The sequence below is a fragment of the Cytobacillus depressus genome (genome assembly GCF_008923245.1).
Taxonomy (GTDB): Bacteria; Bacillota; Bacilli; order Bacillales; family Cytobacillaceae; genus Cytobacillus; species Cytobacillus depressus.
This window is the reverse complement of sequence record NZ_WBOS01000001.1, coordinates 283,292-305,577: the sequence shown is the minus strand read 5'-3', so window position 1 is coordinate 305,577 and position 22,286 is coordinate 283,292. Positions and strand designations below refer to the sequence as shown.

Annotated in this window: 23 protein-coding genes; 20 read left to right on the top strand and 3 right to left on the bottom strand. The window is 37.2% G+C overall.

The window, feature by feature from the left end; all coding sequences use genetic code 11:
* Positions 1-151: 151 nt before the first annotated feature.
* The 6 genes from F7731_RS01460 (at position 152) to F7731_RS01435 (ending at position 8,277) form a co-directional block, all read left to right on the top strand.
* Positions 152-1,240 carry a type III polyketide synthase gene (locus F7731_RS01460; RefSeq protein WP_151532984.1) on the top strand — a complete coding sequence of 363 codons (1,089 nt, stop codon included), beginning with the start codon at positions 152-154 and terminating at the stop codon, positions 1,238-1,240.
* A 3-nt stretch (positions 1,241-1,243) separates the two neighbouring features.
* Entirely contained in the window at positions 1,244-1,804 is a 561-nt protein-coding gene (locus F7731_RS01455) for an isoprenylcysteine carboxyl methyltransferase family protein (RefSeq protein WP_151532983.1), read from the top strand.
* Between the two features lie 347 nt (positions 1,805-2,151).
* A complete protein-coding gene (locus F7731_RS01450) occupies positions 2,152-5,826 on the top strand; it encodes a dynamin family protein (protein ID WP_151532982.1) in 3,675 nt (1,224 codons plus the stop codon).
* A complete protein-coding gene (locus tag F7731_RS01445; RefSeq protein WP_151532981.1) occupies positions 5,826-6,005 on the top strand; it encodes a hypothetical protein in 180 nt (59 codons plus the stop codon). Before F7731_RS01450 ends, F7731_RS01445 begins: the two co-directional genes overlap by 1 nt.
* A gap of 309 nt (positions 6,006-6,314) precedes the next feature.
* Entirely contained in the window at positions 6,315-7,151 is an 837-nt protein-coding gene (locus F7731_RS01440; protein WP_151532980.1) for a sulfurtransferase, read from the top strand.
* A gap of 199 nt (positions 7,152-7,350) precedes the next feature.
* On the top strand, positions 7,351-8,277 hold the full coding sequence (locus tag F7731_RS01435) for a 5'-3' exonuclease (protein ID WP_246197113.1): 927 nt from the start codon (positions 7,351-7,353) through the stop codon (positions 8,275-8,277).
* A gap of 35 nt (positions 8,278-8,312) precedes the next feature.
* On the opposite strand, the gene sspL is transcribed toward F7731_RS01435, so the two are convergent.
* Entirely contained in the window at positions 8,313-8,441 is a 129-nt protein-coding gene (gene sspL, locus F7731_RS01430; protein ID WP_151532979.1) for a small, acid-soluble spore protein L, read from the bottom strand.
* A gap of 97 nt (positions 8,442-8,538) precedes the next feature.
* On the opposite strand from sspL, the gene F7731_RS01425 reads away from it, so the two are divergent.
* Positions 8,539-9,006, top strand: coding sequence for a divergent PAP2 family protein (locus F7731_RS01425; RefSeq protein WP_151532978.1), 468 nt, complete (start codon positions 8,539-8,541; stop codon positions 9,004-9,006).
* A gap of 208 nt (positions 9,007-9,214) precedes the next feature.
* Entirely contained in the window at positions 9,215-9,484 is a 270-nt protein-coding gene (locus F7731_RS01420; protein WP_151533699.1) for a DUF6123 family protein, read from the top strand.
* A 48-nt stretch (positions 9,485-9,532) separates the two neighbouring features.
* Here F7731_RS01420 and F7731_RS01415 read toward each other — a convergent pair whose 3' ends face one another.
* Entirely contained in the window at positions 9,533-9,919 is a 387-nt protein-coding gene (locus tag F7731_RS01415) for a reverse transcriptase-like protein (RefSeq protein ID WP_151532977.1), read from the bottom strand.
* Between the two features lie 102 nt (positions 9,920-10,021).
* Here F7731_RS01415 and F7731_RS01410 point away from each other — a divergent pair, with 102 nt between their 5' ends.
* Together F7731_RS01410 and F7731_RS01405 are read left to right on the top strand one after the other, a co-directional pair.
* Complete coding sequence (locus F7731_RS01410; protein WP_151532976.1) at positions 10,022-10,678, top strand: reverse transcriptase-like protein; 657 nt, start codon at positions 10,022-10,024, stop codon at positions 10,676-10,678.
* A 25-nt stretch (positions 10,679-10,703) separates the two neighbouring features.
* Positions 10,704-10,886 (top strand): zinc-finger domain-containing protein, encoded by a 183-nt coding sequence (locus F7731_RS01405; RefSeq protein WP_151532975.1) that lies wholly within the window; start codon positions 10,704-10,706, stop codon positions 10,884-10,886.
* Between the two features lie 74 nt (positions 10,887-10,960).
* Here the strand turns inward: F7731_RS01405 and cspD are convergent, their stop codons facing one another.
* Positions 10,961-11,161: a cold-shock protein CspD gene (gene cspD / locus F7731_RS01400; RefSeq protein WP_019155915.1), complete on the bottom strand. Its 201-nt coding sequence runs from the start codon at positions 11,159-11,161 to the stop codon at positions 10,961-10,963.
* 385 nt (positions 11,162-11,546) lie between these two features.
* On the opposite strand from cspD, the gene F7731_RS01395 reads away from it, so the two are divergent.
* The 10 genes from F7731_RS01395 (at position 11,547) to F7731_RS01350 (ending at position 22,278) form a co-directional block, all read left to right on the top strand.
* Positions 11,547-11,831 (top strand): hypothetical protein, encoded by a 285-nt coding sequence (locus tag F7731_RS01395; RefSeq protein ID WP_151532974.1) that lies wholly within the window; start codon positions 11,547-11,549, stop codon positions 11,829-11,831.
* A gap of 191 nt (positions 11,832-12,022) precedes the next feature.
* Complete coding sequence (locus F7731_RS01390) at positions 12,023-12,949, top strand: metal ABC transporter solute-binding protein, Zn/Mn family (RefSeq protein WP_246197112.1); 927 nt, start codon at positions 12,023-12,025, stop codon at positions 12,947-12,949.
* A gap of 9 nt (positions 12,950-12,958) precedes the next feature.
* Positions 12,959-13,714 (top strand): metal ABC transporter ATP-binding protein, encoded by a 756-nt coding sequence (locus F7731_RS01385; RefSeq protein WP_151532973.1) that lies wholly within the window; start codon positions 12,959-12,961, stop codon positions 13,712-13,714.
* Between the two features lie 4 nt (positions 13,715-13,718).
* On the top strand, positions 13,719-14,654 hold the full coding sequence (locus tag F7731_RS01380; protein ID WP_151532972.1) for a metal ABC transporter permease: 936 nt from the start codon (positions 13,719-13,721) through the stop codon (positions 14,652-14,654).
* Positions 14,651-15,529 carry a metal ABC transporter permease gene (locus F7731_RS01375; protein ID WP_151532971.1) on the top strand — a complete coding sequence of 293 codons (879 nt, stop codon included), beginning with the start codon at positions 14,651-14,653 and terminating at the stop codon, positions 15,527-15,529. Before F7731_RS01380 ends, F7731_RS01375 begins: the two co-directional genes overlap by 4 nt.
* Before the next feature lie 163 nt (positions 15,530-15,692).
* Entirely contained in the window at positions 15,693-16,295 is a 603-nt protein-coding gene (locus tag F7731_RS01370) for an alpha/beta hydrolase (protein ID WP_151532970.1), read from the top strand.
* 170 nt (positions 16,296-16,465) lie between these two features.
* Entirely contained in the window at positions 16,466-17,311 is an 846-nt protein-coding gene (locus tag F7731_RS01365) for a DUF2935 domain-containing protein (protein WP_151532969.1), read from the top strand.
* A 592-nt stretch (positions 17,312-17,903) separates the two neighbouring features.
* The gene (gene allW / locus F7731_RS01360; protein WP_151532968.1) at positions 17,904-19,367 is read left to right on the top strand and encodes an allantoin permease; all 1,464 of its coding nucleotides are present in this window, start codon (positions 17,904-17,906) and stop codon (positions 19,365-19,367) included.
* A 134-nt stretch (positions 19,368-19,501) separates the two neighbouring features.
* Positions 19,502-20,857, top strand: a complete 1,356-nt coding sequence (allB, locus tag F7731_RS01355) for an allantoinase AllB (RefSeq protein ID WP_151532967.1) — start codon at positions 19,502-19,504, stop codon at positions 20,855-20,857.
* An 89-nt stretch (positions 20,858-20,946) separates the two neighbouring features.
* Entirely contained in the window at positions 20,947-22,278 is a 1,332-nt protein-coding gene (locus F7731_RS01350) for an allantoinase (protein ID WP_151532966.1), read from the top strand.
* Positions 22,279-22,286: the final 8 nt, after the last annotated feature.

Sequence of the window (22,286 nt, the reverse complement as noted above, 5' to 3'; positions counted from 1 at the left end):
TGATTCCTATTCCTACATGCCTGGGGAAGATAATTAATGATAAAACTAATCTCTTATGAGGTTGGTTTTTTTCTTATGCTAGAGATGTCTTGAATAAGAACTCACTTTTGGGAAAAATTATCAAAAAGGATGAAAGAAGGAGAGAGCAATTATGCCATCAATTGTTTCGGTTGCGGAAGCCATACCCTCGTATATTTTAAAGCAGGATGAGGCGATGGATTTTGCAAGGGATTTATTTTCCGATAGTTTTCAAGATATTGAGCGGCTGCTAAGAGCGTTCCATAATGGGCAAATTGAAAAACGCCATTTTGTGAAAGGACTTGAATGGTTTAAAACAGAGAAAACTTTCGCCGAGCGGAATGATGCTTATATTGAAAATGCAGTAGAACTAGGGGCTGAAGCAATCGAAAGCTGTTTAAGAAGTGAAGTGTTCCTAAAGAGGGGAATTTCGTACGAAGAAATTGATGCCATCTTTTTCATTTCAAGCTCCGGAATTTCAACTCCTAGTATTGAAGCAAGAATAATGAATAAACTTGCCTTTAGTCCGCATACGAAGCGAATTCCAATTTGGGGACTAGGCTGTGCAGGCGGAGCCTCTGGCTTGTCACGCGCGTACGAGTACTGTCTAGCTTTTCCGAGCGCCAAAGCCATAGTGCTTGCGATTGAATTATGCAGTTTAACATTTCAAAGGAATGATCGTTCAAAAAGTAATTTAATCGGAACCTCCCTTTTTGCCGATGGTGTGGCCTGTGCCCTCATCACTGGGGATCAAGTCGATCGGAAGTCCTTTCAGAGGCTAGAATCCGTTCCTGCGATCATAGCTACACAGTCATCCTTCATGCCTGATTCATTGGATGTAATGGGCTGGGAAATGAGGAATGAAGGTCTTTATGTCGTTTTTTCTAAGGATATACCGACGATAATCGAAGGATGGTTAAAGCCAAACGTTAACAATTTCTTATTGCAAGAGAAAATGGCTATAGGGGATATTCATCATTTCATTGCTCATCCAGGAGGAAAAAAAGTAATCGATGCATATATTCGAACGTTAGGCATTGACTCTGAAATGACGAATATTTCACTTGACGTTCTTAAGGAATACGGAAATATGTCTTCAGTAACCATTTTGTACGTTTTAAAACGCTTTATGGAAATAGGGAAATCAGGTGAATTTGGTTTGGCGACAGCTTTAGGACCGGGGTTTTCCTCAGAAATGCTGCTGCTGAGATGGGAGTCATAATGTATGCTTTTTACTTTTTTTATTGCTTTAGTCATCTTCCAAAGAGTAGCAGAATTATGCATTGCTAAGAAAAATGAGCGCTGGATGAAAAATCAAGGAGCACTGGAATTTGGAGAAGGGCACTACATCTTTATTGTTATCGTACATAGCTTGTTTTTCGTTTCCTATATAATTGAGGTGTTTCATTACGATAAAATAATATCACCCATATGGCCAATCCTTTTATCGTTATTTTTATTAACACAAGCTGGGAGATTTTGGGCGTTAGCATCTTTAGGGCGTTATTGGAATACAAAAATTATCGTATTGCCGAAAGCGGAGATTGTGAAAAAAGGACCATATCGATTCATTAAGCATCCAAATTATACAATCGTTTCCGCTGAATTTATTATTATCCCGCTTCTGTTCCAAGCATATATAACAGCTATGCTTTTTACTATTTTAAATGTGATTATCCTTGCTATCCGCATTCCAGCGGAGGAGAAAGCATTAAAGGAACTCACTTCTTATAAAGAAGCTTTTCCTGAAGTGTTAGGCTTGTCCAAAAGATTAAAAAAAGTATGAAATGGATGTAAGTGCTATTGAAAATGATTATCGTTAATGATAAAATTCTAATTGAATTTGAAAATTATTCTCATTAATACTAACAGGAAGGTGTTGTTACAGATGGTGACGATATTTATTGCGGTTACAGTAACAGCATATGCAGTAACAATGAAATATGTTTTAAATCATGTTGCTAAACCACATACAAGATCATAACTTTTATACTACATAACCAGGTGCGAGCCTGGTTTTTATTTTTTCTCTAACCAAAATGCGCAGTTCCATATTCTAAATATAGGAATTATATGAAAAATCATTTAGAATATAGGTGAATGATTACTTCACAAACAAGGGGATACGCACTTATGGTTCAAACGGTACTGCAACAGGATACTGCTGCATTAATACAAAGAATTACAGCTTTATATGAATACTTCAATAAAAATCAAGATCAACAAACTGCAGATAGAGCGAAGGAATTAGCTTTAAAGCTAGACAGGCAAGAATATTCGATTGCTTTTTGCGGGCATTTTTCTGCTGGGAAATCTAGTATGGTTAATAAAATCATTGGAGAGGACCTTTTGCCTTCCAGCCCAATTCCAACGAGTGCGAACTTAGTGAAAATTAAAGCGGGAGAGGACTATGCGAAGGTTATTTTCAAAGAGGGAATCCCGAGATTATACCCTGCTCCTTATGATTACGAGAAAGTAAAATCGTATTGCAAGGATGGGGATCAAATCCATTCAATAGAAATTAGCTATTCGCAAACAAGCTTGCCTGAAAATGCCATTATTATGGATACACCGGGCATCGATTCAACCGATGATGCCCATAGAATTGCAACTGAATCGGCATTGCATCTTGCTGATTTAGTATTTTATGTGATGGATTATAATCATGTCCAGTCAGAATTGAATTTTTTATTCACGAAGGAGCTAGCAGCTGCTGGGAAGCAAGTGTATTTAATTATTAATCAAATTGATAAACATCGTGATGAAGAATTGAGCTTTGCACAGTTTAAACAGAGTGTAAAGGATTCATTTGCTTCATGGGGTGTTATTCCGGAAAGAATATTCTATACGTCGTTAAAGCAGGAAACACACAAGGAAAATGAATTCGATTCTCTGCAAAAATTTATCTCAGAAAAAATCGCAAATAGGAAAACATTGCTGCCAGAATCAGTTTACCATTCACTAAAAAAACTAACTAGTGACCATGCAGTTTTCCTAGAAGAAAAAAGCTGGGAAGAGATTGAAAAAAATAAGAATAAGCTAGAGCAGCTGTCGCAAAGTGAAAGGGAAGCACTTCCTGAAAAGGTTGCAGAGCTTGAAAATAAATTAACAAATATTCGTAAATCAATTGAAAAAGCTGAAATCGAATTTAATAAAAAAGTAGATGATGTGTTAAAAAATGCTTACTTAATGCCATTTCAAACGAGAGACCTTGCTGAGAGTTATATTGAATCTTGTCAAGCTAGTTTTAAAGTGGGCCTCTTCTTTTCGCGGCAAAAAACTGAGCAAGAGAGAATGAATCGGTTAGAGAATTTCTATCGTGATTTTTCCGAAAAGGTTCAATCCCAGCTTGATTGGCATTTAAAAGAATTATTGGTTAAAGAATTAAATCAATATGATATACATGATTCAAACATTTTGGCGAAAGCACAAAATCACCAAGTCGTTTTCAGCAAAGAACTGCTCGCAAACACAGTGAAGGAAGGAGCGCTTCTTTCTGGTGATTATGTCCTTCAATATACGAATGAATTAGCAGAATCCGTAAAAAAAATAGCGAAAAATAGTTTATTAGAAATAAAAGAACTGTTATTGCAAGCGTTAGCTTTGAAAAGTCAAAAAGAAGAGAACGCTATAGAAAGTGAATGGAAACAAGTTAAGCAATATGAAGAAGCATGGCAACAATTATTATTGCTAAAGGAAAGCTTACGAACAGCTAATGAGAAAATGAATGATTTCCTAATTGGACATTTCCCTCATCAGCTTTATGAAGAAGCAAGCAAACAATTAATTGCCGGCCAGCAAGAGGAAGTTGAAATCATCACCGAAACGAATGATTTTGCTAGTGTTTCAAATGAATTAGGAGCTAAGCATGAGGCAGTCAAAGAGAGTGAAGAGCCTGAAGTACAAAGGGTTGAGGAACACACGATTGATGCATTAGTTGCTAAATTATCCTTCACAGCCAATGCCATTCAAGATGTTCCTGGATTTAAAAAGATGGCGGCTGAATTAATGCAAAAGGCGGACCGTCTGAAAGATAAACAATTTACGGTTGCCCTTTTTGGCGCATTTAGTGCGGGGAAATCTTCCTTTGCCAATGCTTTAATTGGTCATAAATTACTGCCTGTATCACCGAACCCAACGACAGCTGCCATTAATAAAATTATGCCGGTTAATGAGCAAAATAGTCATGGGACGGTGCTTGTAAAGGTAAAGGCGTCGCAAATATTATTCGATGATGTTAACCGGTCATTAAAGGTATTTAATTTATCAGCTGCTAATTTTGACGATGCGATTAGTAAGATCAAAAAGGTCATGAATGAACTTGCGGAGATTGATGCCAATGAAAAAACTCATCTTGCTTTCTTAAACGCATTTTTAAAAGGGTTTGACTCCTTCAGAGACGTTTTAGGTTCAACGATTAAGACTGATTTAGAAGAGTTTAAAAGCTATGTCGCTGTTGAAGAAAAGTCTTGTTTTGTTGAAATGATTGAAGTTTTTTACGATTGTGAGCTAACACAAAAGGGCATTACGCTCGTTGATACGCCAGGAGCTGACTCTATTAATGCCCGTCATACTGGAGTAGCCTTTGATTATATTAAAAATTCAGATGCTATTCTTTTTGTTACGTATTATAATCACGCATTTTCGAAAGCAGACCGTGAATTCCTTATTCAATTAGGCCGTGTAAAGGATTCATTTGAACTTGATAAAATGTTTTTTATTGTAAATGCAATTGATCTTGCCAACAGCGAAGAAGAGAAAGAAGCGGTATTAGAGTATGTTGGGGAACAGCTCGTTCAATATGGAATTCGCAAACCAAGCATTTTCGGGCTTTCAAGCCTTGAAGCTCTTGCTGATAAGCTTGAGAACCGACAAGATGTAAAGTCGCATATTAAGCGTTTTGAAGACAGTTTTTATTCGTTCATTACGAGTGAGCTCATGGAAATTTCGGTTACTGCAGCCGAAATGGAGTGGAAGCGAGTTTTAGATCAGCTTCGTACTTTTATTAAATCTTCACATGAAAATAAAGAATTAAAAGTGCAGAAGCGAGCTCAGCTTGAAAAAGAGCAAAGCTCGATAATAGAACTGATCGAAAAACAAGATGACGCGATTTTTATACAAAGACTGGAGCAAGAGGCTGGGGAATTAGTTTTCTATATTAAACAAAGAGTATTTTTGCGCTTTAATGATTTCGTAAAAGAAGCCTTTAATCCAGCCGCTCTGAAGGATGATGGCCGCAATTTAAAGAAGGCGCTGCAAAACGCACTTGAAGAATTCCTGCAAAGCTTTGGATTCGATTTTGCCCAAGAATTACGGGCGACAACTTTACGATTAGAAAGCTATATTCATAAATTATGTAAGCAAGCATTAGAGATGCTTTCACTAAGTACAGCCGATATTAATAAAGAATTAAAGTTTAGTCCTTTTGAGGCAAGAACCCTCGAGGGAATGGATTTTGAGACTGCATTTGCCAATGAGGATCCAATGAAATTCAAAAAGGCACTTGTCCATTTCAAAAACCCGAAGTCATTTTTCGAAAAGAATGAAAGAAAACATTTAAGTGATGAATTAGAGCAAATAATGGGAGAGCCAGCAGAACAATATTTACAAGTTCATGGCAAAAGGCTGCAGGAGCATTATGATGGTCTTTTTGTACAGGAGTATAAATATTTGCTTTCCATTGTAATTGAACAAGTGAATGAATATTATGATGGACTATTAGCTGTTCTCCGAGATGATTTTCCGATTGAGAAGCTGGAGAAAACTGAAAAAGAAATTGCCAATTTTTCAGGCTACAAGGAGCTTTAATGAACATACAAGCCTTTCATGCATGTGCGACCTGTATCCATTTCGAGGCAAGTAAGTGCGAAAAAGGGATGACCTATCGATGCAAACGTCTAGGCTATGAAACGAAACCCAATTATCAATTTCAATGCTGGACACCGAAAGAGCATGTAAAAAAGCTGATGGAAAAAAGAAAAGCGTAAGTGCCTTCGGAACAATCAAAGACCAGATTGTTCCTGCGATGCCAATTCTAAGGGGATTTCCTTAGTGTTCACCCCCGACAAGCACAAGCCAATCTTTTCGAAAAGGTTGCTTTTTACCTTTTTGGGAAGATTGGCTTGTGACCTCGAGGTCGACAAAACCGCGACGTCCTCCCAAAAGCTACACTTTTGGTCGTGCGATGTGTCGCTGTCGAAGTCTTCCTTGTCCTGTCGCATTGTCGACACTAGTACATCCTGTACGTCGGGGGTAGGAACTGGAGCTAGACAGAAAAGAATGAGGGAGATGAAGGAATGAGTTTCGTTGTTGAACAGGACTGGCTGAAGGAACGGTTGGAGCAAGAAGATATTCGAATCGCGGATTGCCGCTATAATCTCGGCTTAGCAGATGAAGGATACGAATTATATAAAAAGAATCATATTCCTGGAGCAGTTTATTTCCATGTTAGTAATGATTTATCACAACCAGTTTCAACACATGGCGGTAGACATCCATTGCCAAATATTGAGGAATTTAAACAAACTTTGCAAAATGCCGGCATCAGCAATGAAACGACCGTCATTGCCTATGATGGAGGAGAAGGCTCTTTTGCAGGACGTCTCTGGTGGCTATTAAAATATGTTGGCCATGAGAAGGTATATGTATTAAATGGAGGATATAAAGCTTGGACGGAAGCTGGGTATCCAGTAAATAGTGCTGTTCCTGAATATCAGAAAACCAATTTTGCCATCAAAATAAATAATGAAATTTACGCATCTTATGAAGATGTGAAAAAAATCGTCGCAGAGAAAAATCATGAAACGATATTAATTGATTCGAGAGAGAACAAGCGTTATTTAGGGTTAGTGGAGCCGATTGATAAAAAAGCGGGACATATCCCAGGTGCCATTAATAAAGTATGGTCGGAAGGCTATGAAAACGGGCTGTTCAAAAGTGGAGAAGATCAGGCAAAGCGATTCACCGACATAGATAAAGATAAGCAAATTATCGTTTATTGCGGTTCTGGGATTACAGCAACACCTAATTTTATGGCCCTGAAAGAAGCTGGCTACGAACATGTCAAACTATATGCCGGCAGCTTCAGTGACTGGATATCGTACGAAGAAAATGAAATTGAAACAGGAGAATAGCTGAAAGAAATAGCTCTTTAAAAGGGCTATTTTTTCGTTTTGGCTGTTTTCATAAAGTTCGTTGCTTTATTAGTGTGATTTATATATAACTATATGACGGGCAAACTTCGAGGGGCTTATAACAATATATGCAAAAAGAGCGTTCTTCTGTATATCATGTAAAACTTAACAGCCACTTTTAATTGGGCGCCATGTTATAATGAACAGTATGATTACAAAGAATGGGGCGAAGAAATTGATAAATGAACAAAAGCCTACGATTATGCTAGTAGATGGAATGGCATTATTATTTAGAGCCTATTTTGCCACTGCGGTCCACGGACAATTCATGAGAAATTCTAACGGTGTGCCAACAAATGGTGTATATGGCTTTGTGAAGCATTTTTTAACAGCTGTTTCACATTTCAATCCTTCTCATATTGCTGTGTGCTGGGATATGGGGAGCAAAACATTCAGGACGGACATGTATGATGGCTATAAAGCAAATCGCCCAGAGGCACCAGCTGAGCTCATTCCCCAATTTGATCTTGTTAAAGAAGTTGTAGACGCTTTTGATGTACCGAATATAGGATTGAAGGGCTATGAAGCGGATGACTGTATCGGAACAATTGCCACTCAAGTAAAAGAAGATAGCCATGTGAAAATTTTGACGGGGGACCAAGATATATTACAGCTGCTCGATGAGCGAATTTCCGTCGTCCTTTTACAAAAAGGATATGGCAACTATTTAGTTCATACGAAGGATACTTTTTACGAAGAAAAAGGCATTCATCCTAGACAAATGATTGATTTAAAAGCATTTATGGGTGATACAAGTGATAATTATCCTGGAGTAAAAGGGATAGGCGAAAAAACAGCCTTAAAGCTGTTACAGCAATTCGGACATATTGAAGGTGTCCTTGAAAACATAGATCAATTAACGAAGGGGCAAAGAACAAAAATCGAACAAGATTTAGATATGCTCCATTTAAGCAGGCAGCTTGCGGAAATTAAATGTGATGTTCCTGTTGAATGTCCGTTAGATCTTGCTGTTTTCCGCTACAACCGAGAGAAAGTGTTAGATAAATTTGCCGAAGTCGAGTTTCGTGGTCTTCATCAATTACTTGACGAAAAACAATATGCCTAATGTTTAAGCTGTCCCAATAAATGGGACAGCTATATTTATTTTGTATTTTTCTTTTTCGCGGCATTTTCAAGCTTACTTTTTGGATCTCTTGTGATATCTTGCCCATAGCCTTGCGGGTTAACGCCTGATGCGACTTTTCCTCTATTATTTTCTTTTTGCCCCACTGCTCACACCTCCTTACCTCGATTGCCTTTCTAGTATTACCGAAAAGAATAATTACACTCATCTTTCTTCACACTAGAAGCAAGAGGTGAGTTGATTATGAATAAAGGTGTGTATATTGCTTTATTAAGTATCGGTTTAGCGCAAGGGTTAAAAATCCCGATTCATTTTTTTCGCAAAAAAGAATTTCGCCCAGAATTATTTTTTCATACTGGCGGAATGCCAAGCTCCCACTCTGCTGGTGTGTCGTCATTAACGACCTATATTGCTCTAAAAAGAGGTATCCCGACCATTGATTTTGCTCTTTCGCTTATTTATGGACTCATTGTTATGTATGATGCTCAAGGGATCCGAAGACAAACGGGAGAACTAACATTAAAAGTGAATAGTATGGGAGAATTGATTGATAAAATCAAGAAAGAAGAGTCGGTAGCCTTTGAACAGAAGGAAACTCCAAAAAAATTAAAGGAAATGCTCGGTCACCAGCCCATCGAAGTCATCGGCGGAGCCTTGCTGGGCGTCGCAACAGGAACAATTGGGTATTTTTTAACAGAAAAAGATAGATAATTGTCCAAATGTAAGGTAAAATTTAAATAGTTTGGGATAAGGTGAAACTTCCATCAGTGGTGGTTTTTTCCACTGATGGTTAGTTGAACCAATCGGGCCTTTACGGGCAGTTATCCCCCAACTTATAATCATTTGAATTTCGCAGAGTTATGAAGTGGGGGTTACTGCCCGTTAATCTGCGATTAAGGGGAAAGGGTTGACTAAGTCCTTGAAGACAGTGGAGGATTATTTGAGTTTCTTACAAAGTAAAGGCTTTCAGTTTCAAGAGGATGCGATTGGTTTTATTTATTTTGGCAAGCACTATACGAATGCGTCGGATGAATTAATAAATACAGCGATTGAATTAACGTTAAAAGCACAAAAAACCTTTGATGGCAGTTTTTATGTCTCTTTGCTGGAAATGTTAATATCCAATGGGATTAAAACAAAGCATGAGGCCATTCAATTTGTAAAGGAAAAAGAGTTAATTTCGATTTGAAAAAAACTGGACGAACTGGGGGAAATTTGAGTTCGTCCAGTTTTCTTTTTAGCACATACGGATTGCCGTTCTCGCTAATTCATCTGCAACCTTATTTTCTGAGCTTGGAATCCATTTCATGAAAAAAAGCTCAAGCTGCTTGCTTAAAAGCAATGCTCTCTCAAGAAGAGGTGCATATGCTTTATTTTTGGCATATTCTTTTTCAATTGCCCGATCGACTGCTTGAGAATCCGTTCGAAAGGAAACGATTGTATACCCTTTTTCAATGCATATTTCTAATGCTTTAATTAATGCATTGAATTCTGCTTCATGATTCTCCATAACGCCGAGGGGGATCGCATACTTTTCGACAGTCCCATTTCCTTTAATAAAAATACCAGCGCCACTCGGTCCAGGGTTACCCGCACTTGCACCATCAATATACACTTCAATCAAAATTCTTCCTCCAAAACAAATTGAAATTTTTATTCAAACACACTCTAGGGTAAGATAAAATAAGTGTACCAATAAAGTTGAGCTTAAGAAAGGCTGAAAAAAATGAAATATAAATTGGAATGGACTTATAAAATAAAAGGGATAGATCGTGTCGTTTTTCAATCTGATTGGCTAGAAGGTGAATTAGTATTACAAGTTGGAGAAGATATTGAGAAGAGCGGCAAAGGTTTCAATTTGATCTACCATGATGAAAGGGGAACAGAATGGTCGACGAAAGAAATGCGAAAGCTTCTTGCGGAAATTGAAGAGGATCCCCATGACTTGACTGTTTATTTTGATGGCGGATTTAATAAAGCGACACATCAAGCGGGGCTAGGAGCGGTTATTTATTATAAGCAAGGGAAGAAGAAATATCGTATTCGGGCGAATGAGCTATTTGATGATATTGACAATAATAATGAAGCTGAATATGCAGCTATTTATTTTACTCTCAACCTGCTTGAAGAAATGGATGTCCATCATATGATATGCGAATTTAAAGGGGATGCTCAAGGCATTTTAATGCAGCTTAAAGGTGAATGGCCATGCTATGAGGAAAATCTAAATCACTGGTTAGACCGTATTGAAGCAAAAATGAAAAAGCTATCGATTGACGGAAGGTTTACACCGATTCCGAGAAATGAAAACAAAGAAGCTGATAAGCTTGCAAGCCAAGCACTAGATGGAAAAGTTATTAATAGTAAGATGCAGGTCATTTAGCGCTTGATGAAAGGTGAGGAAGCGAATGAAAAGAAAGCAAATATTTGATGAAGTAGAAGCAATACTTGCCACCTATTGTCAAGGCTGTTTATTGCATAAGCATCATAAAGAGGAAAAGGGACGGAGATACGCTCACAGATTTTGCATTACTGAATGTACAGTTGGGGAAAAAATAAAAAATATTGGCAGAAAGCTTTCTCAATCTTAAAAGGGTAATTTGAACTCCGAAAATAAAATAAATAAAGGCTGGCAAAAAAATTGCCAGCCTGATTATTTATAAGATTATAGTTTTACAACGTTTGAAGCTTGAGGTCCGCGGTTTCCTTCAACGATTTCAAAAGAAACTTCTTGGCCTTCTTCTAAAGATTTGAAGCCGTCACCTTGGATAGCTGTGAAGTGAACGAATACATCGTCTCCGCCTTCAACTTCGATAAATCCGAAACCTTTTTCATTGTTGAACCATTTTACTTTACCGTTTTGCATGTTAACTTTTCCTCCTAAGCCTTTCAAGACACAATTCAGTGTCCAAGATAAATATTACCACCCAACAAAATACAAAGCAGATATTATTAGTAATAAAGGAAATATATTCTGTTAAATGATGATTTAAATATACATGAATGTACAGATACAGTCAAGGAATTTAGGGATTATTTCATAAAAACTATCAAAAACTTAAAATATTTCCGAAATAATAAAATATTCATATTTTAACTAATTTATTTTTGCGGTTTTTTCAGCAATTACCATTATTGGTTATAGATGGAACTCGTTCATATAATCGTCATTTTATCATATTAATAATAAGCAAGGCAAAAATTCCGTATGACTTTTTTGAAATTATTCCATTCCATAAGAGGGTGAGATAATGTACCGATTTTCGATTGATCAAGATAATTGGATATTAAGATTCTCTCCTCATGTCCAAATTGAGGCAGATATTAAAAAAATCATTGTTAGTTCGATCACTCAATTAGGAAAAGAGCTGCCATCCTTCTCACACGGAGAGTCATTTATCATTATGAGTGATGATATCGGATTAATCGTATTTAATGTAGAGAAAATTCCAGCTTTAATTTTAACAGTTTCAAATATTGTCAGTAAAGATAAATGGTATATTCAAGAAAATTTGACAATCAAACCATATTTGTAAAGTGTAAAATCGGCGAAAGCCGTTTTTTTTTGTTTTGTACAAAAAATAAATAATTGAAAAAAACTTTGCTAACGTTTAAAATGTTGTACTAAGGAAACTTTTATAATTAAGGTAAAAATAGATGTGTGCGACAAAAATAAATGCACTTATTTAAAAAAAGTGCATACACTCAATTAAAGAGGTGGCAAATAGTGAAAAAAATCTTATGTATGCTCATTGTTTTATCATTATTTATTCTTGGTTCTTGCTCTAGCGAATCAGCAAATGATAAACAAAAGAGTGACAAACTAGTCGTAACAACAACAATTGGCCAAATTGCTGATGCGGTAAAAAATATTGGCGGTGATAAAGTGGAGGTCCAAAGTTTAATGGGATCTGGCACTGACCCTCATCTTTATAAAGCTACACAAGGAGACATTGCCAAACTGCAAAAAGCAGATGTTATTTTTTATAACGGCTTACACCTAGAAGGAAAAATGCTTAGTGTATTAGAGAAAATGAATAAAGAAAAACCTACTTACGCGATTGGCGAAGCCATTAAGAAAAATAATTTATTATTAAATGCAGATGATCGTACGGCTATTGATCCCCATATTTGGTTTGATATTGATTTATGGCTGGCGGCATTAAAGGAAGTAGAAGCAGGTTTAATTAAAGCTGATCCTGACAATAAAGCTTACTACGAAAAAAATGCAGAAGAGTATTTTAATAAACTTAAGGAATTAAAAGAGTTTGCAATAGAGGAAATGGAAAAAATTCCGGCTGAACAAAGAGTTCTAGTTACTGCTCATGATGCATTTCGGTATTTTGGCGCAGCATTCAATATGGAAGTTGAAGGCTTGCAAGGATTAAGTACGGATTCGGAATATGGACTTGGCGATGTTCAGAAAATAGTAGATTTATTAGTTACTAGAAACATTAAAGCAGTATTTATTGAGTCAAGTATCTCCGAACGATCGATCAATGCAGTCATTGAAGGTGCGAAGAAAAAAGGGCATGAAGTGAAAATAGGGGGAGAACTCTTTTCAGATGCAATGGGTGAAGAGAAGACAGAAGAAGGTACTTATATAGGAATGTATAAACATAACGTGGAGATAATTGTAAATTCATTAAAGTAGGTGGGATTGATGAATCCGGTCAAAGTAGAAAATTTAACGGTTGCATATCAAAAGAAACCCGTATTGTCAGATGTTAATTTTATCGTGCCTGAAGGAAAACTAATAGGCATTATTGGACCGAACGGGGCTGGAAAATCAACTTTAATCAAGGCGGTTTTAGGGCTTATTCCAAAAGCATCAGGTGATGTTGAAATTTACGGGAAGTCATACAAGCCCAAAGATAAGGTAGTAGGCTATGTCCCACAGCGCGGGTCTGTTGACTGGGATTTTCCCACGAATGCACTTGATGTTGTGTTAATGGGGCGCTATGGACATATTGGCTGGTTTAGAAGGCCGAGTAAAAAGGATATTGACTTTGCTAAAGAAAGTTTGCGGAAGGTAGGCATGGAAGATTTTGCGGACAGACAAATAAGTCAATTATCTGGTGGACAGCAGCAAAGAGTTTTTTTAGCAAGGGCATTAGCTCAAGATGCGAAGGTTTATTTTATGGATGAACCGTTTGTCGGTGTAGATGCAGCTACAGAAAGGGCCATTATTGAATTGCTAAATGATTTGAAAAATCAAGGGAAAACTGTTCTTGTTGTTCATCATGATTTACAAACAGTGAAAGATTATTTTGATCATGTCATTTTATTGAATGAAAAAGTCATTGCTACAGGGCCGACAGAAGAAACATTTACAATTGAAAATCTTCATCGAACATATGGCGGAAAGCTGGCGTTCTTAGAGAAAGATCAAATAATGGTGGAAACGAAACGGAGGTGAGCAAATGAATGACATGCTAAGACTAGTCCTATTTGATGCGAATACACAATGGGTTTTACTCGGTACGATGCTTTTAGGTATCGCGAGTGGAGTCCTCGGGAGCATTGCTCTTTTAAGAAAACAAAGCTTAATAGGGGATGCGGTTGCACATGCCGCATTGCCAGGAATATGTATTGCGTTTTTATTGATTGGGGAGAAATCTCTTGTCGCTTTATTAATTGGGGCAACAATTACAGGCCTCCTAGCTGCTTATTGCATCCAGTTCATTACATCTTCCTCTATATTGAAAGAAGATGCCGCCATTTGCTTAGTTTTATCCGTGTTTTTCGGATTTGGGGTTGTATTATTAACAAAGGTGTCCCAATCTCCATCCGGCAATAAAAGCGGGCTCAATGATTTTATTTTCGGCCAAGCGGCTTCACTCGTTGGCAATGATGTTAAGCTTATGGCGGGAACGGCTGCTGTCTTAATTACAATAACTGCCTTACTTTTTAAAGAATTGAAAGTCCTAACATTCGATCCGGAGTTTGCAAAAGGGTTAGGGCTTCCTTCCGGATTCTTAAATTTTTTGTTTTTGACATTGTTAGTGGCTGCAGTAGTGATTGGCATTCAGGCAGTAGGTGTAATATTAATGGCGGCGCTATTAATCACACCAGCTGTTGCCGCCCGTTATTGGACTGATTCATTAGGGAAAATGGTTGTTATATCGGGAGTCTTTGGAGCAGTCTCAGGTATGACCGGAACCTTAATTAGCACACTTAGAGTAGGTTTGGCTACAGGGCCATTTATTGTAGTAACTGCGACAGCATTATTTATCGTTTCCATGCTTTTTGCTCCACAAAGGGGTATTATCCCAAAATGGGTTAAAATGATCCTCCGTGATAAACAAATTAGACAACAACAGATTTTGCAACAGCAAAAAGGAAGTGGCTTGTCATGAGCTATGATGGCTGGATTTTAATTGTTGCCTCATTGGCAGGCATTACATGCGGAATTACAGGCTGTTTTCTCATTTTACGAAAGCTATCTATGCTTGCTGATGCGATTAGCCATACCGTTTTACTTGGAATTGTCCTCGCGTATATTATTAGTCAAAGCATGAATGGATTGTATATGCTAATTGGAGCGGCGATAGTGGGATTATTGACGGCATTCTTCGTTCAGGTTTTTTACAGTTCAGGGATTCAAGAGGATGCATCAATCGGGGTTGTTTTCACCTTTCTATTTGCAGTAGGTGTTATCCTCATTACCCTTTACGCTGGGGATGTTCATTTAGATGTAGAGCATGCCTTAATGGGTGAAATCACCTTTGTTCCGTGGGATCTCGTGACATTGGGTCCCTTGCTTGAATTGCCGAAAGCATTTCTCATGCTCTCAACTGTGCTTCTCATTGATTTGATTATTATTTTCTTGTTTTATAAAGAGTTAAAAATCACTTCGTTTGATCCAAGTATGGCTGTTGCTATTGGCATTCCTGTTATGCTTATCCACTATTTATTAATGGGTATGGTATCCATTACAACTGTAGCATCCTTTGATAGTGTTGGAGCGATTTTAGTAGTTGCAATGCTAATTGCTCCAGGTGCGTCTGCCTACTTACTAACTGAGCGATTAAGTGTCATGTTAGTATTAAGTGCTTTATTGGGTGTGGCAGCCGCTATCACTGGGTATTATGTGGCAAGCTGGCAGGACGTGTCGATAGCGGGAACGATGGCTACAATGAACGGAGTTATCTTTGCCCTTGTATTTTTATTCTCGCCTACGAAGGGACTCATTGCGAAAAAACTGCATATTCGGAAGTTAAAAACTGATTAAATGGAGGCTCTTCCTTTTGGGAAGGGCTTCTTTTATCTTCTAAAAAATTGACAAAACAGCAAGAACATTATACTATTATCTCGAATTGAAAATATATTAATTAAATGCAAATGAATATCGAAATGGTACACTATAAATAATAGAGCTAGAAGGGAGAAATATAATGAAACATATATTTCAAAAAGGAAAAAATCCATCAAAACCGACTTTGCTATTGCTTCATGGAACAGGGGGAAATGAGTTAGATTTATTGCCACTTGCAGAAAGAATAGATGGAGAAGCATCTGTTCTAAGTGTACGCGGGAATGTCCTTGAAAATGGAATGCCCCGTTTTTTCAGAAGATTAGCAGAAGGAGTGTTTGATGAAGAGGATCTTATTTTTCGTACGAAGGAATTAAATGAGTTCCTAAACGAGGCAGCTGAGAAGTATGGGTTTGACAGAGATAATATTATTGCTGTTGGCTACTCTAATGGGGCAAATATCGCAGCTAGCCTAATGTTCCATTATCAGGACGCATTGAAAGGGGCAATTTTGCATCATCCGATGGTACCAAGAAGGGGGATTGACTTACCTGACCTATCAGGTAAATCTGTATTCATAGGTGCCGGTACGAATGATCCTATATGCACGCCGCAGGAATCGGAAGAGCTTAAATCTTTATTTGAAAGTGTAAATGCCAAGGTAGAATTACATTGGGAAAATAGAGGGCACCAACTGACATTTGACGAAGTGAATGCGGCCGCTCATTGGTATCGAAATAACTAGAATTAAATATGAATATCGCTTAGTTAAAACATGACCTTAAAAGTCGATTTCCTGTAAAAATAAAGGAAATCGACTTTTTCATCTTTTCCTGAACAATTCCTGTAGGTATATTAATTTGGCCTCGATAATAAGAATAGAGTGAATAAATGCATTAATTAGGAGGTATTGGTATGAATGGAAATGAAGGATTGCATGCTGATACAGGTGTTACATCTGTAAATTTTGTTGAGCGATCTTTAAATGAAATTCGTTTTTGGTCTAGAATTATGAAGGAGCACTCTTTATTTCTTCGATTAGGTTTTAGAGCAGAGGATACTCAATTAATTCAAGAAGCCAATCAATTTTACCGACTGTTTGAACGCATCGAACAAACTGCACATACCCTTACCAATCAAACAGACCCTGAACAAATTAGAAAATTTAATTCAGAAGTACAACAAGCTGCAACTAATATTTTTGCATTTAAACGAAAGGTACTAGGACTCATTCTTACGTGTCAATTACCAGGGGCAAACAATTTTCCACTATTAGTTGATCATACAAGTAGAGAAGCTAATTATTTTAGAAAAAGATTAATTGAATTAAATGAAGGAAAACTGCAGCCACTTCCTGAAGCCATAATTAAAGAAAATGTTTTCTTCTTAAGGATTATGGCTGACCATGCTAAATTTATTGGCCATCTACTGGATCCATCTGAAAGGAAGTTGGTTGATATGGCGCAGAACTTTAGTAATGATTTTGATCAATTGATGTATCAAGCAAGGGATTTAGAATCTATGAGGCCACAATCTCAAACAGTTCCTATGTTAGATCAATTTCTGGATCAAAATCGTGTATCAGTCGCATCTCTTCGCAGCTTCAAGAAAACGGCACGTGATTTAATTGAACAATGTAAAATAAAAAGTATCATTCACCCATTATTAGCCGACCATGTTTTCCGGGAAGCTGATAGATTCCTTGAAATAATTGATATGTTTGATGCTCATCTTACTAGCGGTAACACAGGTTCTAGATAGTGCAACTGTGAAATGGAATTATATGTTCAAATCGGAAGAGCTGTACACTATGACCAAAGTTGCTCATCGGTATGTAGGAAATTCGGAATAAAAAACTAATATGCGATTATAGTAGGGCTTCCCAAACAATGATGTCTCGCCACATTGTTTGGGAAGCCCTTATTTTATTATTTAAATTCATCTATTTACTTAAAGGATATTGTTATATTAATAATCACTAATATACTTTTAGTAAAAATATTAATGTCATTATTTTTAATGAAATTAAATTTAAATGGTAGTATAAAGCGATTATTTTAAAGGGTTTTCAAGCGTTTTTATAAAATAGCCACATTTTTGTTGACGTATTGTGAACAAGAGTTTAATATGTGTATATAAAGTTTACTTGTTACAATAAGTAACCAGGGTATTTTAGAAAGGAGTAGTAAGAATACGTTAATTTTAATAAATAAAGCAGCACTTTAATATGTGATGCTCCATACAAGAGAAAATTTACATGGATTGAATGCAAATTGTTCAAAAATACAAGCCATGAGATGGCTTGATTTAGTTATCGAAATGTTAATTCGACATATAGCAAGGGGGATTAAGGATGAAACAAATCAATCGAGAAGAATTAAAAGCTGCTGGTTTTAGCGAAGACGTTTTGCCGCCGAAGCCAGAAGAGAGAAATTGGAACATCGGAAATTATGCAACAATATGGATGGGATCCGTTCACAATATCCCTAACTATATTGCGGTTGGTGGACTTTTTGCCTTAGGGATGTCAGCTGGACAAGTATTCGCCGCAATTATACTTGCGTCGATCATACTAGCAGCAGCGCTTGTTTTTAACGGCCACGCTGGATCAAAATATGGGCTACCGTTCTCAATGTTCTTACGCACATCTTTCGGTACTAAAGGTGCAATGATTGCAGGTGTGCTAAGAGGTGTTATTAGCGCAATTATGTGGTTTGGATTTCAAACATATGCAGGGAGTCAAGCATTATCAATCCTACTCGGAAAGCTTTGGCCAACGTATTTAACGTTAGGCGGGGATTGGAATCTATTAGGATTATCGTTGCCAGCATTAATTTCGTTTCTGATATTCTGGTTATTCAATGTTGCTTTAATTTATGGAGGAATGGGATTGTTAGGTAAATTCTCAAATATCCTTTCTCCGCTTGTGTATATTGTTTTTGGTGGTATGGCGATTTGGGCCATTAAATTAGCTGGAGGCGTTGGCCCTATCTTAGCTTATACAGGTGCAGGGGTCAGCGGTAATAAAGTAATCGTCTTTTTATCAGCTATAACGGTATTAATTGCTGCTTGGGCAGCTCCAATTGTCAATGTATCAGACTTTACAAGATTGGCTCGTTCAACGAAGGATCAGGCTGTTGGCCAAACATTAGGTTTAGTTGTGACTTATATATTGTTTGCCATTGCAAGTATTTCGATTATTGTCGGTTCTGAAATTGCCTTCGGTACACCAATTTGGAATGTACTTGATGTTGTTGCTAGATTTGATAGTTCTTATGCCATAGGAATTTCTGTACTTACACTATGTTTAACAACATTATCGGTAAACGTGACAGGTAATATTGTTCCTGCTGGTTACCAATTAGCATCACTATTCCCGAAAAAACTAACTTTTAAATCGGGAGCAACGATTGCTGCTGTACTTGGAATTGTTGTCATGCCTTGGAAGCTTATGGAGAACGCGACGAGTATTTTTACATTCTTAAATATGATTAGCGGCCTTTTAGCTCCAATTACAGGTGTTATGCTAGCGCATTATTTTGTAGTTACAAAAACAGAAATAGACTTGAGAGAGCTGTATTCCCACAACGGAAAATACAAATATAAAAATGGTTTTAATGTAAATGCCATTATTACATTAACTGTTGCTGGCGTGCTTTCCTTAATCGGCAATTTCGTCCCATTCTTTAAACCACTTTCTGATATTTCATGGTTTGTAGGAGTTATTTCTGCATTTATTATTTACACTTTACTTGAGTTACGTAGTAGTAAAGCTGTTAAGGTAACAAAGCAGATGAAATTGAATGAAGAAAAGTAGCTAGAAATAAGAGGATATCAATATAAATTTGGGAGTTAGTGGCAATTTTTAAAGAAAAGCTGCTAGGGTAATGTCAAAAAATGGGTTATTTTGACGGTGGGGCATTAATCTTATTTTAGAAAGGGGTTTTAATAATGACTCTTGATTTATTAATTAAAGGCGGCAATGTTGTCTTTCGGGATGGTGTTCGTAAAGTTGATATTGGAATAAAAAATGAAAAAATTTCATGCGTTGCTGAGCAAATTACTGAAGACGCAAAAGAAATTATTGATGCGAATGGGCAATATGTCATGCCAGGAATGATTGATACACATGTTCACATAAGCGAACCCGGCCGAACAGAATGGGAAGGCTTTGAAACAGGATCGAAAGCATTAGCAGCAGGTGGAACGACAAGCTATGTGGAAATGCCATTAAACGCACTCCCGGCAACAATTAATAAAGAGGCACTTGAATTAAAACTTGAAGCTGCAAGCAATCAAAATTATGTCGATTATGCTTTCTATGGCGGTCTCGTACCGGAGAACCTAGATAAGTTGGAAGAATTAGTAGATGCAGGTGTTCTAGCATTTAAATGCTTCTTATCTGATATCACCAGCGATGTTCCTGGAGATTTCATACATGTGGATGATTATTCTTTGTATAAAGGTATGGAAAAATTAGCGGAATTGGATCAGCTCTTATGTATTCATGCGGAAAATCCATCGGTTACATCTGGGCTTGCTAAAGCAATGGTAAGAGAAGGCAGAACTACAGCAATGGATTATGTAGATTCACGTCCCGTTTTCACTGAAGTGGATGCCGTTCAACGTGCCCTTCTTTTTGCTAAAGAAACTGGCTGTAAATTGCATTTAGTACACATTAGTACTTCAGAGGCTATACAGGCTATTTTAAAAGCTCGTGCAGAAGGTGTGAATGTAACCGTTGAATCTTGTCCTCACTATTTTGCAATGACTGCCGAACAAGTGGAGGGAATCGGACCTAGAGCAAAATGCCAGCCTCCAATTAGAAAAGCAAAAGATCAAGAGAAACTATGGGACGAGCTTCTTAACGGGAATATTGATTGGTTAACATCCGATCATTCGCCTTGTACAGAGGATTTGAAACAAGGAAATATCTTTGAAGCATGGGGCGGAATCAGTGGAGCTCAAAATAATGTCGATCTCATGTTTGATTTAGCTGTAAAACAACGTGGATTACCGGTTCATAAGTTTGTTGATTTAATTGCAACAAATCCAGCTGAACGCTTTAACTTGTCAAATAAAGGTGAAATTGCTGTTTCGAAAGATGCGGATATTATTTTGGTAGATCCTAACCAAACATATGTTGTTAAAAGAGAAGACCTATACTATAAAAATAAACATAGTGCATATGAAGGCAGAAAAATCGATTGCCGCGTAACAAAAACGATTGTTCGTGGAAATGTCGTTTTCGATTTAGAAAAAGGGATTGTTGGAACTCCTGTAGGACAGCTTATTTATGCAAAATAATTAATCTAAGGCCAATAAAAATTATTCGAACCCCTTGTTGGTGCAAAACCGGCAAGGGTTAAAGAAAATAGAAAATGGGGGAAAGAAACATGGTTAATTATGATTTAATTATTAAAAACGGGACAATCGTTACTGCAGATTCAATTGTTCAAGGAGATATAGCAATTAAGGAAATGAAAATTAAAGAAGTCTCTATTGGCAAGCCAATAGAGGCAACAGCAGATAAAGAGATTGACGCTAAAGGACTTCATATTCTTCCAGGTTTAATTGACACACATGTCCATTTTAACGAACCAGGCAGAACAGAGTGGGAAGGGCTAGAGACAGGAAGCAGAAGCTTAGCTGCCGGAGGAGTTACAACATTCTTTGATATGCCGTTGAATAGTACGCCTCCGACAATAAATAAAATAAATTTAGAGCTTAAGAGCACTGCTGCCGCTGAAAAGTCAATCGTTAATCCTCGTTTCTGGGGTGGACTTGTACCAGAAAATATTGACGATTTAAAGGATCTTCACGAAAATGGCGTCATCGGATTTAAGGCATTTATGTCACCAAGTGGAATTGTTGATTTCAATAATGTTGATGATGAAACAATTTATAAGGGGATGAAAGAGATTGCATCCTTAGGTTCTCTTTTAGCTGTTCATGCTGAAAGTACGGTGATTTGTGATCAGCTAGCTAAAGAAAAACAAAGTCAAGGCAAAACAACAGCAAGAGATTTTGTTGAATCACGTCCGATTATTTCGGAAATTGAAGCGGTCAGAAGAATTATTTCCTATGCAGAAGCAACTGGATGTAAACTTCATATTGTCCATGCAAGTAGCCGAAAAGTAGTACAAGTGATTAACGATGCAAAACAAAGAGGCTTAGACGTAACAGTTGAAACATGCCCACATTATTTATCGTTGACAGTAAAAGATTTAGAAGAAAAAGGAGCAATGGCGAAATGTGCCCCTCCATTAAGAGATGCAGAAGAAGTAGAAGATTTATGGGCCGCAATTGCTAACGGAGAAATTAACGTCATCGCATCCGACCATTCACCAGCACCGGCATCTATGAAAACAATAACAGACAACTTTTTTGAAGGGTGGGGAGGTATTTCGGGAGCACAGTCTACCTTGAATATCATGTTGACTGAAGGGTATTTTAAACGAAATCTTCCATTAGAAAAAATTGTAGAATTAACTGCGACAAACCCAGCAAAATTATTCGGCCTTTCAACTAAAGGAAAGATTGCCGTTGATTATGATGCTGATTTGGCGATTATCAACTTGAATGAAAGCTTTGAACTGAAGAATGAAGATTTGTTCTACCGTCATCAGCACTCACCTTATGTCGGAATGACATTTAAAGGGAAAGTAAAGACAACAATTGTTGGTGGTAAAGTAGTTTTCGAAAATGGCCAACCAATGAAAAAATAAAAATGTAA

Coding starts and splice junctions, on each gene's coding strand:
- F7731_RS01425 (WP_151532978.1), top strand. CDS start 8,539: ATGAATAAAGGTGTGTATATTGCTTTATTAAGTATCGGTTTAGCGCAA.
- allB (WP_151532967.1), top strand. CDS start 19,502: ATGACTCTTGATTTATTAATTAAAGGCGGCAATGTTGTCTTTCGGGAT.
- F7731_RS01365 (WP_151532969.1), top strand. CDS start 16,466: ATGAATGGAAATGAAGGATTGCATGCTGATACAGGTGTTACATCTGTA.
- F7731_RS01435 (WP_246197113.1), top strand. CDS start 7,351: ATGAACAGTATGATTACAAAGAATGGGGCGAAGAAATTGATAAATGAA.
- F7731_RS01385 (WP_151532973.1), top strand. CDS start 12,959: ATGAATCCGGTCAAAGTAGAAAATTTAACGGTTGCATATCAAAAGAAA.
- F7731_RS01450 (WP_151532982.1), top strand. CDS start 2,152: ATGGTTCAAACGGTACTGCAACAGGATACTGCTGCATTAATACAAAGA.
- F7731_RS01445 (WP_151532981.1), top strand. CDS start 5,826: ATGAACATACAAGCCTTTCATGCATGTGCGACCTGTATCCATTTCGAG.
- F7731_RS01375 (WP_151532971.1), top strand. CDS start 14,651: ATGAGCTATGATGGCTGGATTTTAATTGTTGCCTCATTGGCAGGCATT.
- F7731_RS01370 (WP_151532970.1), top strand. CDS start 15,693: ATGAAACATATATTTCAAAAAGGAAAAAATCCATCAAAACCGACTTTG.
- F7731_RS01410 (WP_151532976.1), top strand. CDS start 10,022: ATGAAATATAAATTGGAATGGACTTATAAAATAAAAGGGATAGATCGT.
- F7731_RS01455 (WP_151532983.1), top strand. CDS start 1,244: ATGCTTTTTACTTTTTTTATTGCTTTAGTCATCTTCCAAAGAGTAGCA.
- allW (WP_151532968.1), top strand. CDS start 17,904: ATGAAACAAATCAATCGAGAAGAATTAAAAGCTGCTGGTTTTAGCGAA.
- F7731_RS01440 (WP_151532980.1), top strand. CDS start 6,315: ATGAGTTTCGTTGTTGAACAGGACTGGCTGAAGGAACGGTTGGAGCAA.
- F7731_RS01350 (WP_151532966.1), top strand. CDS start 20,947: ATGGTTAATTATGATTTAATTATTAAAAACGGGACAATCGTTACTGCA.
- F7731_RS01380 (WP_151532972.1), top strand. CDS start 13,719: ATGAATGACATGCTAAGACTAGTCCTATTTGATGCGAATACACAATGG.
- F7731_RS01460 (WP_151532984.1), top strand. CDS start 152: ATGCCATCAATTGTTTCGGTTGCGGAAGCCATACCCTCGTATATTTTA.
- F7731_RS01405 (WP_151532975.1), top strand. CDS start 10,704: ATGAAAAGAAAGCAAATATTTGATGAAGTAGAAGCAATACTTGCCACC.
- cspD (WP_019155915.1), bottom strand. CDS start 11,161: ATGCAAAACGGTAAAGTAAAATGGTTCAACAATGAAAAAGGTTTCGGA.
- F7731_RS01395 (WP_151532974.1), top strand. CDS start 11,547: ATGTACCGATTTTCGATTGATCAAGATAATTGGATATTAAGATTCTCT.